The 15,220-nt window shown below is 70.1% G+C and carries 12 protein-coding genes; 5 read left to right on the forward strand and 7 right to left on the reverse strand.

Annotated elements, in window-relative coordinates:
• Window positions 1-41: 41 nt before the first annotated feature.
• The 3 genes from ABZU46_RS09435 to ABZU46_RS09445 all read right to left on the reverse strand — a co-directional run bounded on the left by ABZU46_RS09435 (window position 42) and on the right by ABZU46_RS09445 (window position 2,061).
• Window positions 42-989: a permease prefix domain 1-containing protein gene (locus ABZU46_RS09435; RefSeq protein WP_354855977.1), complete on the reverse strand. Its 948-nt coding sequence runs from the start codon at window positions 987-989 to the stop codon at window positions 42-44.
• On the reverse strand, window positions 986-1,327 hold the full coding sequence (locus tag ABZU46_RS09440) for a PadR family transcriptional regulator (RefSeq protein WP_110564981.1): 342 nt from the start codon (window positions 1,325-1,327) through the stop codon (window positions 986-988). Before ABZU46_RS09440 ends, ABZU46_RS09435 begins: the two co-directional genes overlap by 4 nt.
• Window positions 1,328-1,458: 131 nt before the next feature.
• Window positions 1,459-2,061, reverse strand: coding sequence for a hypothetical protein (locus ABZU46_RS09445; protein WP_354855978.1), 603 nt, complete (start codon window positions 2,059-2,061; stop codon window positions 1,459-1,461).
• Between the two features lie 121 nt (window positions 2,062-2,182).
• Between ABZU46_RS09445 and ABZU46_RS09450 the strand changes: the two genes are divergently transcribed.
• Complete coding sequence (locus ABZU46_RS09450) at window positions 2,183-3,646, forward strand: serine/threonine-protein kinase (protein ID WP_354855979.1); 1,464 nt, start codon at window positions 2,183-2,185, stop codon at window positions 3,644-3,646.
• A gap of 59 nt (window positions 3,647-3,705) precedes the next feature.
• On the opposite strand, the gene ABZU46_RS09455 is transcribed toward ABZU46_RS09450, so the two are convergent.
• The 3 genes from ABZU46_RS09455 to ABZU46_RS09465 all read right to left on the reverse strand — a co-directional run bounded on the left by ABZU46_RS09455 (window position 3,706) and on the right by ABZU46_RS09465 (window position 5,490).
• Window positions 3,706-4,242: a hypothetical protein gene (locus ABZU46_RS09455; protein ID WP_354855980.1), complete on the reverse strand. Its 537-nt coding sequence runs from the start codon at window positions 4,240-4,242 to the stop codon at window positions 3,706-3,708.
• Window positions 4,239-4,778, reverse strand: coding sequence for an RNA polymerase sigma factor (locus ABZU46_RS09460; protein WP_354855981.1), 540 nt, complete (start codon window positions 4,776-4,778; stop codon window positions 4,239-4,241). Before ABZU46_RS09460 ends, ABZU46_RS09455 begins: the two co-directional genes overlap by 4 nt.
• A 91-nt stretch (window positions 4,779-4,869) precedes the next feature.
• Entirely contained in the window at window positions 4,870-5,490 is a 621-nt protein-coding gene (locus ABZU46_RS09465) for an L-threonylcarbamoyladenylate synthase (RefSeq protein ID WP_354855982.1), read from the reverse strand.
• Between the two features lie 197 nt (window positions 5,491-5,687).
• Here ABZU46_RS09465 and ABZU46_RS09470 point away from each other — a divergent pair, with 197 nt between their 5' ends.
• The 4 genes from ABZU46_RS09470 (at window position 5,688) to ABZU46_RS09485 (ending at window position 13,315) form a co-directional block, all read left to right on the forward strand.
• The gene (locus tag ABZU46_RS09470) at window positions 5,688-6,053 is read left to right on the forward strand and encodes a hypothetical protein (protein WP_354855983.1); all 366 of its coding nucleotides are present in this window, start codon (window positions 5,688-5,690) and stop codon (window positions 6,051-6,053) included.
• Window positions 6,029-8,086: a hypothetical protein gene (locus ABZU46_RS09475; RefSeq protein ID WP_354855984.1), complete on the forward strand. Its 2,058-nt coding sequence runs from the start codon at window positions 6,029-6,031 to the stop codon at window positions 8,084-8,086. The genes ABZU46_RS09470 and ABZU46_RS09475 overlap by 25 nt, the downstream gene beginning before the upstream one ends.
• Before the next feature lie 431 nt (window positions 8,087-8,517).
• Window positions 8,518-12,048, forward strand: coding sequence for a DNA polymerase III subunit alpha (gene dnaE, locus ABZU46_RS09480; RefSeq protein ID WP_354855985.1), 3,531 nt, complete (start codon window positions 8,518-8,520; stop codon window positions 12,046-12,048).
• 58 nt (window positions 12,049-12,106) lie between these two features.
• Window positions 12,107-13,315 (forward strand): YncE family protein, encoded by a 1,209-nt coding sequence (locus ABZU46_RS09485; RefSeq protein WP_354855986.1) that lies wholly within the window; start codon window positions 12,107-12,109, stop codon window positions 13,313-13,315.
• Window positions 13,316-13,368: 53 nt separating this feature from the next.
• On the opposite strand, the gene abc-f is transcribed toward ABZU46_RS09485, so the two are convergent.
• The gene (gene abc-f, locus ABZU46_RS09490) at window positions 13,369-15,006 is read right to left on the reverse strand and encodes a ribosomal protection-like ABC-F family protein (RefSeq protein ID WP_354855987.1); all 1,638 of its coding nucleotides are present in this window, start codon (window positions 15,004-15,006) and stop codon (window positions 13,369-13,371) included.
• Between the last annotated feature and the right edge of the window lie 214 nt (window positions 15,007-15,220).

The raw sequence follows: 15,220 nt of genomic DNA on the forward strand, positions 1-15,220 counted from the left end.
CCGGCGCGGACACCGCGTCGGGCCGCCGTCTCCGCTGTCGCTCAGGTCGTCTGGCGACGGGTCTTGAGGGCCGTGTCAATCAGGTCCCACACCAGCACCACGGCGGCGCCCAGCGCGATGAGGGCGTTGAGGAGACCGCGGTTGTCCGCGTCCGCCAGCCAGCTCAGCCGCTCGCCCAGGGCCGGGTTGAGCAGCGCGTCGGAGAGCGCCAGCCCGGCCAGCGCCACCGTGAACGCCAGGTTGAGCAGCGCCTTCACCGCGAACAGCGGCCAGCTCCAGCGCCCGATCCGGTACTTGACGATCTCGAACACCGCGATGGCGAGCAGGACGACGATCAGCGCCGGCAGCCAGAACGACCAGAGCGCCGGGTCGAGGACGGGGATGTTGTCGCCGTCGCTGGCACGCACCCACGACTGGTAGTGCTGCAAGGGCAGGTAGCCGATGGTCAGCACCAGCATGGCCACCGACGCGATGGTGTCGACGAGCGAGACGTCGCGGTGCGCGGGGACGTCGGGCAGCTCGTCGACGGTCCAGTCGGGCAGGTCGACGGTGGGCTGGGACCGCTCGATGAGGACGAAGGTCAGGGTGAGCCAGAAGCTGATGTGCACGGCCACGTGCAGGGCGACGACGAGGCCCGGCCCGATGGCGCCGAAGCCCTTGCCGTCGACGACCGCGACGACCGCGACGACCGTGCCGGCGAGCGCCGGGATGAAGCTGAGCAGCAGCTTCAGCAGCCGCAGCCAGACCAGGTAGTAGGTGGGACCGATGAGCTGGAGCCGGCGGTCGGCGTAGCGGGCGGCCAGCCGGTCGGGGTTGCCCAGCTCGGTGAGCACCTCGCGCTCGGCGGCTGCCGCGTCCTCGCCGCCGCCGGTCCGGTCCTCGATCATGTCCTCGATCGAGGCGCGCAGCTCGGTGGCGATCTCGTCGCGACGCTGGGAGGGCACCGAGCGCAGGGTGGCGGCCAGGTAGCGGTCGGTCAGGGTGTTCATCGGTCCACTCCTTGGATCAGCCCGGTGATGGAGGTCTGCACGGCGGCGAGGTCGTCCAGGAGCCGGCTCAGCATCGACTCGCCCTCGTCGCTGGTCCGGTAGAACTTGCGCGGCCGGCTCTCCTCGGTGTTCCACTCGCTGGTCAGCAGGCCCTGGTCCTCCAGACGGCGCAGCAGCGGGTAGAGCGTGTTGGCGTCGACCGGAAAGCCGTGGTCGGTGAGCCGTTGCAGCAGTGCGTAGCCGTAGTCCGGTCGGCGGAGCGCGACCAGGCTGGCCACCACGACGGTGCCTCGACGCAGCTCCTGCAGGTGCGTCCGTAGAACATCCTCGCTAACCATGTGTCACACCATACTGTGTGACACACAGTGTTGTCTACCGCAACATCATCGTGTCTGCCCACGCCCCGTTTCGGCCGCTCCGACGCGCGGGGCGCCCGGTCGGCACCGGACGCCCCGCCACCTGGTCGGAGTCAGCAGGACCCGCCCTGGCGGAAGTTCCGCTCGACGAAGTTGGCCGGGCCGACCTGGAAGTAGCCGACGCCGGGCCGGATCGGGTGCCCGGTGAACAGCTCCACCCGCGACCCGACGCGAACCAGGTACGCCTCGGCGTCCCCCGCGTCGTTGCGGATCAGCGACCCGCGCGGGCCGTAGATCGCCTCCAACTCCGCGAAGGACATGCCGACCCTGGCCCCGGCGGGCGACTGCGGCGGGGCGGTGGCGGTACCGACCTCCACCAGTCGCCCGTCGCGGAAGGCCAGCAGGAGGACACCGGCCCAGGAGCCGGTCACACCGGCGTGTACGACCGTGCCGCAGCCCGGCGCGGTCCAGTCGATGCGGCCCGCCGCGGTGAGCGCGGCCAGGCTGGCGCCGATCCGATACACGCCGGCCCCGGCGACGCTGAGCACCTGCGGGTGGCTGTGCCCGATGGCGGTGGCGCCGGCGAGCGGACCGCCCGCCGAGGCAGGCGCGGCACCACCGGCCAGGGTCGCGGCGGCCGGGCCGGCGACGGTCAGCGGGACGAGCGTGCCGAGCGCCAGCGCGGCGGTGGTGAGAAGGATCGAGGGACGATTCATGGTGGCTCCTTCGGTGATGGGTCTCCTGCCCTGTTAGTCACCGCGCCGGGGTCATCGGTTCGTCGGGTTTCCGACCGGCCCGGTCTACTGTGCAAAGACCGTGCTGGCCGGGGGTGAAACGGTGACGGCTCCGCAGCGGATCGGGCCCTACGCCATCGAGCGACTGCTGGGCGTCGGCTCGTTCGCGACGGTCTGGTTGGGCTACGACGCGGTGCTCGACGCGCGTGTGGCGATCAAGGTGCTGGCCGAGAACTGGAGTCACGACCTGCGGGTCCGGGAACGCTTCCTCGACGAGGCCCGACTGTTGCGCCGCCTGGAGCATGAACGGCTGATCCCGGTGCACACCGTCGGTGAGTTGCCCGACGGCCGGCCGTACGCGGTCCTGGCCTGGGCTGACCGGGGGAGCCTGCGGGACCGCCTCGCCACCGGCGAGATCCCCGCGCCGACCGCACTGCGGCTGCTCGGCGAGATCTGCGCCGGGGTCGCCGTGCTGCACCGGCACGGCGTCGTGCACCGTGACCTCACCCCGGGCAACGTCCTGTTCCGCTCGGCCGGCCCGGATGCTCCCGATGCCGAACAGGTGCTGATCGCCGACCTCGGCCTCGCCAAGGCGCTCGCCGCCGCCTCGGGGCTGACCGCCCGGGCCGGCACCCCCGGTTACATGGCCCCCGAGCAGGACGACCCGGGCGCGGTGGTCGACACCCGCGCCGACGTGTACGGGCTCGGCCGGCTCGGCATCCGGCTGCTGGCCGCCGATCCGCCGGACGCGCACCCGCCCCGGCCCGGCCCGCCCCCGGACCTCCGACTCCGTGAGGACGTGCCACCGGCGGTGGCGGCGGTGCTCGCGCGGGCGACCGCGTACCACCCGGCCAACCGCTATCCCGACGCCGCAGCCCTGCGGGCCGCGCTGACCCGCGCGAGCGACCCGGCGGGGCGGCCCGTCGCCGTGACCCGGGCGGGTGGCCCGGAGGAGCTGATTGCGGCGGCGGGTTCGGGGCGGCGACCGCCGTCACCTCGGCCGGGGGTCCGCCGCCCGTACCGGTTGCGGCTGGCCGGGGCCGCTGTCGTGGCCGCCGTCGCGGTGGGCCAGGTGGCCGCCGAGCCGGGTGGCACCGGGTCGGGTCGGTCGGCCGGCGGCACGTACACGACCGGGCCGCTGACCGTGGCGTTGCCGCCCGGCTGGTCCGCCACGGGGGCGACCTGGGCCGGTCAGTACGGCGCCGACGGCGAACCGGAACCGGCCCTGGTGATGTCGCCGCGACCCCGCCGCTGGGCCGCCGACCCCGGACTGCCCGGCGCGTTCGTCGGCCTCTCCGCCGCCACGGCGGCACGCACCACGCCGGCCGGATTCCTGGCCGAACGGACGCACGGGGACTGCGCGCCCGCACCGGCCCGCACCACCCGACAGGCGAGCGTCGAATGGACTGTGGTCCGCTACATCTGCGACCAGGGCCGGCCGCAGATCGTCGAGTCGGCCGGCCTGCACCCCGGCGGTCCCGCCCTGGTGTACGTGCAGATCGCCCCGCCGGCGGGCAGCGGACCCGACTTCGTGGACACCCTGCTCGCCGGCGTACGCCTGCGGTAGGTGCGGCTGAACGCGCCCGCCGGCGTGGGTTCAGCGCCGAACGGGGCGCAGGGCACCGGTCAGCGGACCACCACGGTGATGGTGTGCTCCCGGCCCTCCTTGGGGATCGTCACGGCGACGGTGCCGGGGCGGACAAAGCGGATGTCCACCACGCCCGCCTCGTACTGCTGGGAGACCAGCTCCGGGCGGTCCACGGTGACCAGCCCCGGCCCGATGCCCTGGATCCGCAGCACCGCACCGGTGGCGAAGCAGAGCGACCGCAGCAGCTCGATCTCGGTCTCGGCGAGCGGCAGGTCGTAGCGGACGGCGCCCTGACAGGCCGGGGTCGCGGCGGTCGGCGGGGGAGTCGTTCGGGGCGTACCCCTTGTCCTGCCTGGTGCGGGCGGTGCCGCGGGCGGACGCCCGCTGGTCGGCGGCGGTCGGGACGGCGACCCGGTGGGCGTGGGGATCGCGGAGCTCGCGGCGGGCGTCGGCGTCGAACGGGTCGGGCCGGGCGGTTGGACGGGCAGCGGCGAGACGGCGTCGGCGCCGCAGGCGGCGACCCCCACGGTGGCAGCGAGGACGACGGCGAGCCGGCGGACCGACGCCGGGCTCATCCGGCGCCGAGCCGTTGCCGGACCTGCCGCCGGGCCAGGTGCAACCGGGACTTCACTGTGCCCACCGGAAGGTCGAGCAGGGCGGCGATCTCGGGGTAGCTCAGCCCGAGGACGTCGCGCAGGGCCACCACCTCGGCGTGGTCGGGGTGGACCGTGTCGAACGCGTCGAGCAGATCGAGGCGGGTGCCCGCGACCACGCTGGTCCGTCGGGGATCGGCCTGGTCGGGCACCGGAACACCGCCGGCCTCCAGTCGGCAGCGGCGGCGCAGCGTGCGGTACGTGGAGCGGGCCCGGTTGGCGGCCAGCCGGTGCAGCCAGGTGCGAAACGAGGAGCGACCCTCGAACCGGGTGATGCCGTCGGCCAGCGCCAGGAGCGTGTCCTGGCAGGCTTCCTCGGCGTCCTCCCGGTTGGGCAGGAATCGGGCGCACAACCGCAGTACCTCCGGGCGCACCGCGACCAGCAGGGCGTCCAGCGCCGCCGGGTCGCCCTGCGCGGCGCGGCGGGCCAGGGCGTCGAGGTCCGCGGGGTCGGGCATGCCGGGTGTCCAATGCTCGCCGGTGGCCGATCCTCAAGCGTACGGCCGTCGGCGGTGGGGCGCCCTCGTCCGGTCCGGCACCCGACCCGCGCTACTCGAAGCGGGAGACGTCCCCGGCGCCCCGGCGCAGGACCTCCGGCTCGGGCCCGGACAGGTCGATCACCGTCGTCGGCTCCTTGCCACAGTCGCCGGCGTCGAGCACCGCGTCGAGCTGGTGGTCGAGCCGTTCCTTGATCTCCCATCCCTGGGTCATCGGCTCGTCCTCGCCGGGCAGCGCCAGGGTGCTCGACACCAGCGGCTCGCCCAGCTCGGCCAGCAGCGCCTGGGTGACGGTGTGCCGGGGCACCCGCACGCCGACGGTCCGCTTCTTCGGGTGCAGCATCCGGCGGGGCACCTCGCGGGTGGCCGGCAGGATGAACGTGTAGCTGCCCGGCGTGGACGCCTTCACCAGGCGGAACACCGCGTTGTTGATCTGGACGAACTGGCCGAGCTGCGCGAAGTCCCGGCAGACCAGGGTGAAGTGGTGCCGGTCGTCGAGGTGACGGATCTCGCGGATCCGGTCCAGCCCGTCCCGGTTGCCCAGCTGGCAGCCGAGCGCGTAGCACGAGTCGGTGGGGTAGGCGACCAGTCCGCCGCCACGGATCAGGTCCGCGACCTGGCCGATGATCCGGGGCTGCGGGTTTTCCGGGTGTACGTCGTAGTACCTCGCCATGGGGTTGAGACTAGGCGTCCACTCGGCGAACTGCGCAAGACGTCCGTACCGTCCACGCCCGCAGATTTCGCAACGGTCGCGATCCGCCCCTCCTTAGTGAGTGACGAATACGGCCGGATCCGTTTGGGTCAGGCGATGATCAGAGTCATTGCGGACATCGTTGAGGTAAGGGGACTGGTTCATTTTCGGTCACGCCGGTGGCAACGTTGGCGGACGTGTCGTTCTCCGCTGGCGGCACGGCCGCCGTCGTACGCCTCCCGGTCGAGGGCGGAGGGGAGGTGTCCCTCGCCTGGCCCGGCACTCTGCCCCGACCCCGGATCGAGGGCGACACCGCGGTCTACGAGTCGGTGCTGCCCGACGTCGACCTGCGCATGCGTGCCCTGACCGACGATTTCAGCTGGGTGCTCGTCGTCAAGTCGGCCACCGCGGCGATGAACCCGGCGCTGGAGACCTGCGGTTCCGCCTCGACACCCCGGGTCTGTCCAAGCGGCAGCGCGCCGACGGCGGCTTCCAGGTCGTCGACGGCTCGGGCCGCGAGGTGCTCTCCGCCGGCAACGCGCTGATGTGGGACTCGTCCGGCCTCACCGCGAAGACCGCGGCGAACAGCAGCAGAGCCCTGGCGACGTTCGCGGCCCAGGAGAAGCGGGACGCACTGCGCACGGTGCCGGATCGGGCGCGCAAGTCGGAGCTGACGACCGAGGTACGGGACGGGAACCTCGTGATCCGTCCGGACCTGGCATTGCTGCGAGGGAAGGACACCACCTACCCGGTGGCGATCGACCCGTGGACGACGATCGGCAAGTCGATCTGGGGATACACCGGCACGGAGAACGCCACCCGCGACGACGGGGTGGCCCGGGTGGGCAAGAACCCGGACGGGTCCGGAAACTACCGATCCTTCTTCCGGTTCAACCTCACGTCGCTGTCGGGCAAGACGATCCGGTCGGCGAAGTTCCTGACCGAGATGACCCACTCGTGGTCGTGCACGTCCACGCCGGTGAACCTCTACCGCACCGCCGAGTTGGGCAGCTCCGGCAAGCAGAGCTGGGACGGCCCGAACCTGATCACCTGGTTGGATGAGCGGTCCGGGCACGCCCACAAGCCGCCCGCGACACCGAGCTGCGACAACGACCCCCAGCCCGACCTGCCGATGGAGTTCTCGAACACGAACCTGAGGGACGACATCTCCGCCAACCGGGGCGAGGACAGGTACACCCTCGCGCTGGCCGCCCGTCAGTCCGACGGCACGTCCGAGTCGGAGTCGACCTGGTGGAAGAAGTTCGACCCGGCGATGACCAAGCTGACGGTCGAGTACAACACCAACCCGAACACGCCGACGGCGGCGCAACTGTCCACCCACGCCGGGTACACCGGCCCCGCGCAGGCGTGTGTGACCGGCGCGAGCCGGCCCATGGTGCGCTCGGACTATCCGTGGCTCAAGGCCACCCTCACCGACCCGGACGGCAGCAACGGCGGCAGCCTCTCCGGGGTCTTCACTCTGCAGAAGCTGGTCAGCGGAGCGTGGGCCACCCCTGCGGCCTGGCCCAAGACCGATGCTGGCGTCGCCCCCGGTGCCAAGGCAGAGGTGCAGTTGACCACCAAGACCGCCAGCGGGGACGTGTACCGGTGGCAGGTGCAGGCCAAGGACACCCTCGGCGGAATCTCGGGCGGGTCGCCGTGGTGCGAGTTCTACGTCGACTACGCCGCGCCTACGGCGATGCCGAAGGTGACCCCGGCGGACGGTCTCTATCTGGAGTCCCCGCCACTGGGTACGAACCAGGACGTGCATGGCTCGGCCGGCTATTCCGGCAGGTTCACCTTCTCCGCCAACGGCGCCGCCGATGTCTACGACTACGTCTATCAGGTAGCGGGCGGGGCGGAACAGGTGGTGAAGGCTGCCACGTTGGGCGGCTCCGCGACGGTGTGGGTCACGCCGAACTCGATCGGTGAGAACGTGCTGAGCGTCAAGAGCCGAGACCAGGCAGGCAACGCGACCAGCGCGTACGACTACGTCTTCCTCGTCGACAGCCCATCGGCGGCTAAGGCGCACTGGGCGATCAATGAGCTGCTGGTTTCTCGTACAAATCTGGGCACCGCTCCGGCGGACTCGCTGGCGGAATCTCGTCAGGTTGGACCCTGGACACGTGATTCGGCACTTGTAGAACCACATCTACACTCACAACTGGTAGTCCGAGCGAGACGCACGTGTACTACCAGGGTTGAGGCGAACTTCTTCCGTCAGCTCCTACGGTCGGCCCTCCGAGTTGTCGGCAGGCGGGTTTGGCCGCTCGACACTGGGGCGGTCGTCACCCTGGAAGCCCAACGCCTGTCGGGAATCGCGGTCCGCCTTGCGCGCAGCACCGAGCGTCAAGTTGATTGCAACTCGTTGCATGATGTCATCTTCTCCATCGATGCTGAACGCCCGGTACAGCTGAATGCCGTCCCCGGGTCCGCTCCGGACCTCAATTCGCCCGTCAACGTCGAAGTAGCTGGACGCCGTGACGCAGTCTTGCTCGAAGATGCCATTCGGTCCGGCTACTACCGGCTTGTCCACGATGGTAGTCAGATCGTAAGGGGCAGCGAGGACTTGATTTAGACGCTCCTCCGCGCGCTGTATTCCTTCGGCGTCATTCGACTCAAATATCCACACCCAGATCTGCTCCGGGTGTGCGTTCCAGCAGATGAGATCGGGACCGGGATAATTGTCATCGACGTCGCACGACACCAGTGCCTCTGGAAAATGTTGTCGTAGTTCCTCCACACGCACTGCGAGCCCGCCCGCATACGCCGCGTGGATTGAGATGTCCCAATCGTCCATGGCTCCTCCTCGCTGAGTATCGTCGGATGATACGGCCGCTCCCGATGACGGCATGGTGCAGCCGGACCTGGCTGAGGTTGTCACGGCAGGTAACGGACGAGACGCGGACCACCCTCGGCGCGGACGGTGGAGCCGCCGAGATCACCTCGGTAGGGTAGGTCCCGGTCGGCTCCGACCACCGAGATCCACACCGCCGGGGGGCGCCAGGCATGGCTGATTCGTTCGCGCATCTGCACGTGCACACCGAGTACTCGATGCTCGACGGAGCGGCCCGGTTGAAGGACCTGTTCGCCGAGGCCAACCGGCTGGGCATGCCGGCGGTGGCGATCACCGACCACGGCAACATGCACGGCGCGAACGACTTCTACAACCAGGCGATGGCCGCCGGGATCACGCCGATCCTGGGCGTCGAGGCGTACGTGGCGCCGGAGTCGCGCTACCACAAGGCGCGGGTCAAGTGGGGTCGGCCGGAGCAGAAGAGCGACGACGTTTCCGGTAACGGCGCGATCACCCACAAGACCATGTGGGCGAAGAACGCGCAGGGTCTGAAGAACCTGTTCACCCTCAACTCGCGGGCGTCCATGGAGGGGCACTACGTCAAGTGGCCCCGGATGGACATGGAGCTGATCGCCGAGCACGCCGAGGGCATCATGGCGACCACCGGCTGCCCGTCGGGTGCGGTGCAGACCCGGCTGCGGCTGGGGCAGTTCGACGAGGCGCTCAAGGTCGCCGCGAGCTACCAGGACATCTTCGGCAAGGAGAACTACTTCCTGGAGATCATGGATCACGGCCTCTCCATCGAGAGCCGGGTCCGCGAGGGGCTCACCGAGATCGCCCGCAAGCTGGACATCCCGCCGGTCGTCACCAACGACTCGCACTACACGCACGAGGCGCAGGCGACCGCGCACGACGTGCTGCTGTGCGTGCAGACCGGCAGCAACATCGACGACCCGAACCGGTTCCGCTTCGAGGGCGGCGGCTACTTCGTCAAGAGCGCCGACCAGATGCGCGCTGTCGACTCCTCGGAGTTGTGGCAACAGGGTTGCCGCAACACCCTGCTGGTGGCCGAGAAGGTCGACCCGAAGGGCATGTTCGAGTTCCACAACCTGATGCCGCGCTTCCCGGTGCCCGACGGCGAGACGGAGGAGTCCTGGTTCCGCAAGGAGACCTTCGCCGGGCTGGCCCGCCGCTACCCGGGCGGCATCCCGGAGGGGCACGTCGTCCAGGCCGAGTACGAGCTGGGCGTCATCAACCAGATGGGTTTCCCGTCGTACTTCCTCGTGGTCGCCGACTTCATCCAGTGGGCGAAGAACCAGGGCATCGCGGTGGGTCCGGGCCGTGGTTCGGCCGCCGGCTCGCTCGTGGCGTACGCGCTGGGCATCACCGACCTGGACCCGATCCTGCACGGCCTGATCTTCGAGCGGTTCCTCAACCCCGAGCGTGTCTCGATGCCGGATGTCGACATCGACTTCGACGAGCGTCGGCGCGGTGAGGTGATCAAGTACGTCACCGACAAGTGGGGTGAGGACAAGGTCGCCCAGATCGCGACCTTCGGCACGATCAAGGCGAAGGCCGCGATCAAGGACTCGGCCCGGGTGCTGGGTTTCCCGTACGCGGTGGGCGACCGGATCACCAAGGCGATGCCGCCGGCCGTGATGGGCAAGGACATCCCGCTGACCGGCATCTTCGACCCGAAGCACCCGCGCTACGCCGAGGCCGGCGAGATCCGGGGCCTGTACGACTCCGACCCGGACGTCCGCAAGGTGATCGACACGGCCAAGGGCATCGAGGGGCTGATCCGGCAGACAGGTGTGCACGCCGCAGGCGTCATCATGTCCGCCGAGCCGATCATCGAGCACATCCCGTTGATGCGCCGCGACGCCGACGGGGCGATCATCACGCAGTTCGACTACCCGACCTGCGAGTCGCTCGGGCTGCTGAAGATGGACTTCCTCGGCCTGCGCAACCTGACGATCATCGACGACGCGGTCAAGAACATCGAGCTGAACCACGGCCTCAAGCTCGATCTGCTGGGTCTGCCGCTGGACGACAAGGCCGCGTACGAGCTGCTGGCCCGCGGTGACACCCTGGGCGTCTTCCAGCTCGACGGTGGGCCGATGCGGTCGCTGCTGCGGTTGATGAAGCCGGACAACTTCGAGGACATCTCGGCCGTCCTGGCGCTGTACCGGCCCGGTCCGATGGGCGTCGACTCGCACACCAACTACGCGCTGCGCAAGAACGGCCTCCAGGAGATCACGCCGATCCACCCGGAGCTGGAGGAGCCGCTGCGGGAGATCCTGGCGCCCACGCACGGCCTGATCGTCTACCAGGAGCAGGTGCAGCGCGCCGCGCAGATCCTCGCCGGCTACACCCTCGGCCAGGCGGACCTGCTGCGCCGGGCGATGGGTAAGAAGAAGAAGGAGATCCTCGACAAGGAGTTCATCCCGTTCCGGGACGGCTGCCGCGAGCGCGGCTACTCCGACGAGGCGATCCAGGCCGTGTGGGACGTCCTGGTGCCGTTCGCCGGGTACGCCTTCAACAAGGCGCACTCCGCCGCGTACGGCCTGGTGTCCTACTGGACCGCGTACCTCAAGGCGCACTACCCGGCCGAGTACATGGCGGGGCTCCTCACGTCCGTCGGCGACGACAAGGACAAGATGGCGCTCTACCTGTCCGAGTGCCGCCGGATGCGCATCCAGGTGCTGCCGCCGGACGTGAACACCTCGGCCGGGCCGTTCACGCCGGTCGGCAAGGACATCCGCTTCGGCCTGGCCGCGGTCCGCAACGTCGGCGCGAACGTCGTCGCCTCGATCATGCGGTGCCGCCAGGAGAAGGGCGACTACGCCGACTTCTACGACTTCCTGTCCAAGGTGGACGCGGTGGTCTGCAACAAGAAGACAATCGAATCGCTGATCAAGGCCGGTGCGTTCGACTCGCTGAAGCACCCCCGCAAGGGACTGCTCGCGGTGCACGCCGACGCCATCGACGCGTACGCCGACGTCAAGCGCAAGGAGGCGGTCGGCCAGTACGACCTGTTCGGCGCCGGCTTCGGTGACGCCGACACCGGCAGCACGACGGTGATGCCTGTCATCGGCGACAGCGAGTGGGACAAGCGTGACAAGTTGGCCTTCGAGCGCGAGATGCTCGGCCTGTACGTCTCCGACCACCCCCTGTTCGGCCTGGAGCACATCCTGGGCGCGGCGGCCGACACCACCATCGCGTCCCTCGCCGAGGACGGCGCGGTGCCCGACGGTGCTGTCGTCACGCTCGCCGGCATCCTCTCCGGGGTGCAGCGGCGGGTCACCAAGCAGGGGCGGGCCTGGGCCTCGGCCACCCTGGAGGACCTGGCCGGTGGGGTGGAGACGCTGTTCTTCCCCAACACCTACGAGGTGATCGGGCAGTACATCGCCGAGGACGCCATCGTGGTGGTCAAGGGCCGGGTGGACCGCCGCGACGACACGCCACGGATCATGGCGATGGACATGTCCATGCCGGACGTCAGCACCAGCGCCACCAACAAGCCGGTCACCCTCACCATCCCGGTGCACCGCTGCACGCCGCCGCTTGTGGAACGGCTCAAGGAGACGCTGGTACTGCACCCCGGCGACACCGAGGTGCACGTCAAGCTGCTCAACGGCGGCCGCACCACCACCCTGCGGCTGGGCCCGTTCCGGGTGGCGGCGACGACCGCGCTGATGGGTGACCTGAAGAGCGTCCTCGGCCCGGCCGCCGTGAGCTGACCTGGTTAGCCGTGGGGAATCTCCAAACATCGGGGAAAATGTCCGTTATTGTCATAAGGTGTCGTGTCGTCGTCTGCGGGCCGTGGTCCCCGCCCTGGCACTGGTGGCCGGCCTCGCGTCCTGCACCGACCGGGGGTCCACCAACGAAGCCGATGCCGGGTCGACCGCGGCTGGGCCGACCTCAGCCGAGGCGAGCGCGGCCGGGCCGGCACCGACCGCCTTCGGCCCGCTGGCACCGGGAATGCCGACCTATCCGGCGGCCGGCAACGTCTACGCTGCCGCCGGCCCCGACCAGCTGACCGATGCGGTACGCGGCGACCGCTCGATGGTGTACGTGCCAAACACCAAGAGCAACGATGTCTGGTTGATTGACCCCGGGACGTACCAGGTGGTGGGGAAGTTCCCCGGCGGCCCGGAGCCCCAACACGTCGTCCCCTCCTATGACCTGCGGACGCTCTACGTGGCGTCCAGTCAGATCCCCCGGGGTGGCCTGATCCCGATCGACGCCCGGACCGGTGAGCCGGGCGAGTTCCGCAACCTCGAGGACGTCTACAACCTCTACTTCACCCCCGACGGCAAGCAGGCGATCGTGGTCGCCGAGGCGTACCAGCGACTGGACTTCTACGACCTGGCCAACTGGCAGCGGGTGCGCTCGGTGCGGTTTCCCGAGTGCGGCGGCATCAACCACATGGACTACTCCGCCGACGGCCGGACGATGCTGTTCAGTTGCGAGTTCGCCAACCGGATGCTGGTGCTGGACACCGCCTCCCTGCGCAAGGTGCGCGAGTTTCGCCTCACCCGAACGCCCGACGGGATGCCGCAGGACACCCGGCTGACGCCGGACGGCCAGCACTTCCTCGTCGCCGACATGCACGCCAACGGGGTGTACGTCTTCGACGGCCAGGCCACCCGGCAGACAGCGTTCATCCCCACCGGCAGGGGCGCGCACGGCATCTACTTCAGCCGGGACGCCCGGCAGGCGTACGTCACCAACCGCGAGGAGGGCACGGTGACCGTGCTCGACCTGGCGAACCTGAAGCGCACCGCGACCTGGCGGATCCCGAACGGCAGCCCCGACATGGGCGGCCTGTCCGCCGACGGCAAGGTGCTGTGGCTCTCCGGGCGCTTCACCGACGAGGTGTACGCGCTGAACACCTCGACCGGCAAACTGCTGGCCCGGATCCCGGTCGGCAAGGGCCCGCACGGCCTCACCGTCTGGCCGCAGCCCGGTCGCTACTCCCTGGGCCACACCAGCAACATCCGCTAGCGGCCCGGTACCGGGCCGGCCGAACGTTCGTCCGGCCGGGCCGCGACGTCGGGTCAGCCCTGGTCGGGTGCCGCGATCTCCCGCAACTGGCCGTCGGCCAGCCGCAGCCAGCGCTGCACGCCGATCTCGGCGAGGAACCGTTCGTCGTGACTCACCACGACAAACGCACCCTGGTACGCGGTCAGCGCGCTCTCCAGTTGGGCGACGCTGACCAGGTCCAGATTGTTCGTCGGCTCGTCGAGCAGCAGCAGTTGCGGCGCCGGTTCGGCGCAGAGCACGCATGCGAGGGTGGCGCGCAGCCGCTCGCCGCCGGAGAGCACCCCGACCGGCAGGTTCACCCGGGCGCCTCGGAACAGGAACCGGGCCAGCAGGTTCATCCGCTTGGCGTCCGGCAGGCTCGGCGCGTACGCGGCGAAGTTCTCCGCGACCGTGCGGTCGAGGTCCAGCAGGTCCAGCCGCTGCGACAGGTACGCGATCCGCCCGTCGGCCCGTTTGATCTCGCCGCCGGCCGGTTCGAGATCGCCGTTGACGAGGCGCAGCAGGGTCGACTTGCCGACGCCGTTCGCCCCGGTGAGCGCGATCCGCTCCGGCCCCCGGATCACCAGGTCGGCGCCGTCGCCGCCGAACAGCTCCCGATCGTCGAAGCGGGCCCGCAGCCCCGTACCGGAGAAGACCGTCCGTCCGGACGGGACGGTGGTGTCCGGCAGGTCGACGGTGATCTTGTCCTCGTCGCGGACCGCCCGGCCGGTCTCGTCGAGCCGGGCCTTGGCCGAGCCGAGCCGGGCGGAGTGGGTCTCCTGCGACCTGCCCGCCGACTCCTGCGCGCTGCGCTTGAGCCCACCAGCGACGATCCGGGCCAGACCGGCGTTCTTCAGGTTCTTGGAGGCGTTGCTGGCCCGCCGGTCGGCCCGCTCACGGGCCTGCTGCATCTCCCGCTTCTCCCGCTTGACCTCCTGCCCGGCGTTGCGCAGGTTGCTCTCGGCCACCTCCCGCGCCGCCTGCACCGCCTCGGTGTACGCGGTGAAGTTGCCCCCGTACCAGTTGATTTCGCCTCGTTCCAGCTCGGCGATGCGGTCCATCCGGTCCAGCAGCTCCCGGTCGTGGCTGACCAGCAGCAGGCACCCGGACCAGTCGGACAGCACGTCGTAGAGCTTGTGCCGAGCCTCCAGGTCCAGGTTGTTGGTCGGCTCGTCGAGCAGCAGCACGTCGGGCCGTCGCAGCAGTTGCGCCGCCAGGCCGAGGGAGACCACCTGACCGCCGCTGAGGGTGTGCAGCCGGCGGTCGAGCGCCAGGTCACCCAGGCCGAGGCGGTCCAGCTCGGCGCGGGTGCGCTCCTCGATGTCCCAGTCGTCGCCGATGGTGACGAAGTGCGCCTCGCTGGCGTCGCCGGCCTCGATGGCGTGCAGCGCCGCGATCCGCTCGGCGACGCCGAGCACCTGGGCCACGGTCAGGTCGCCGACCAGCGGCAGCGTCTGCGGGAGGTAACCGACCACGCCGTCGACGGTGACGCTGCCGCCGCCGGGCGTCAGCTCCCCGGCGATCAGCCGCAGCAGGGTGCTCTTGCCGGCGCCGTTGGGCGCGACCAGGCCGGTACGACCGCCCGGAACGGTGAAGGACAGCTCCGAGAAGACCGGGGTGTCGTCCGGCCAGGAGAAGGACAGGTTCGAGCAGACGATGTACGCATCAGACATGCGAGTGACCTCGAAGGGTGGGGTGGGCGCGCGCCTAAGCCGCCCGACGACAACGGGAACCGGTGGAACGACGGCATGGCCTCGGCGGCTGCGCCTACGCGCGCCGAACCGATGGCCGAACATGTCCGGTCTCACCCGGAGATGTCGTCGTCACCCGCCATGTCTGGTCTCCCTGGTCGTACCGCTAACCCAACCCGGCAAGTCTAACAACGGA

Origin of the sequence: Micromonospora sp. NPDC005197 (assembly GCF_040608295.1) — a bacterium.
Taxonomy (GTDB): Bacteria; Actinomycetota; Actinomycetes; order Mycobacteriales; family Micromonosporaceae; genus Micromonospora.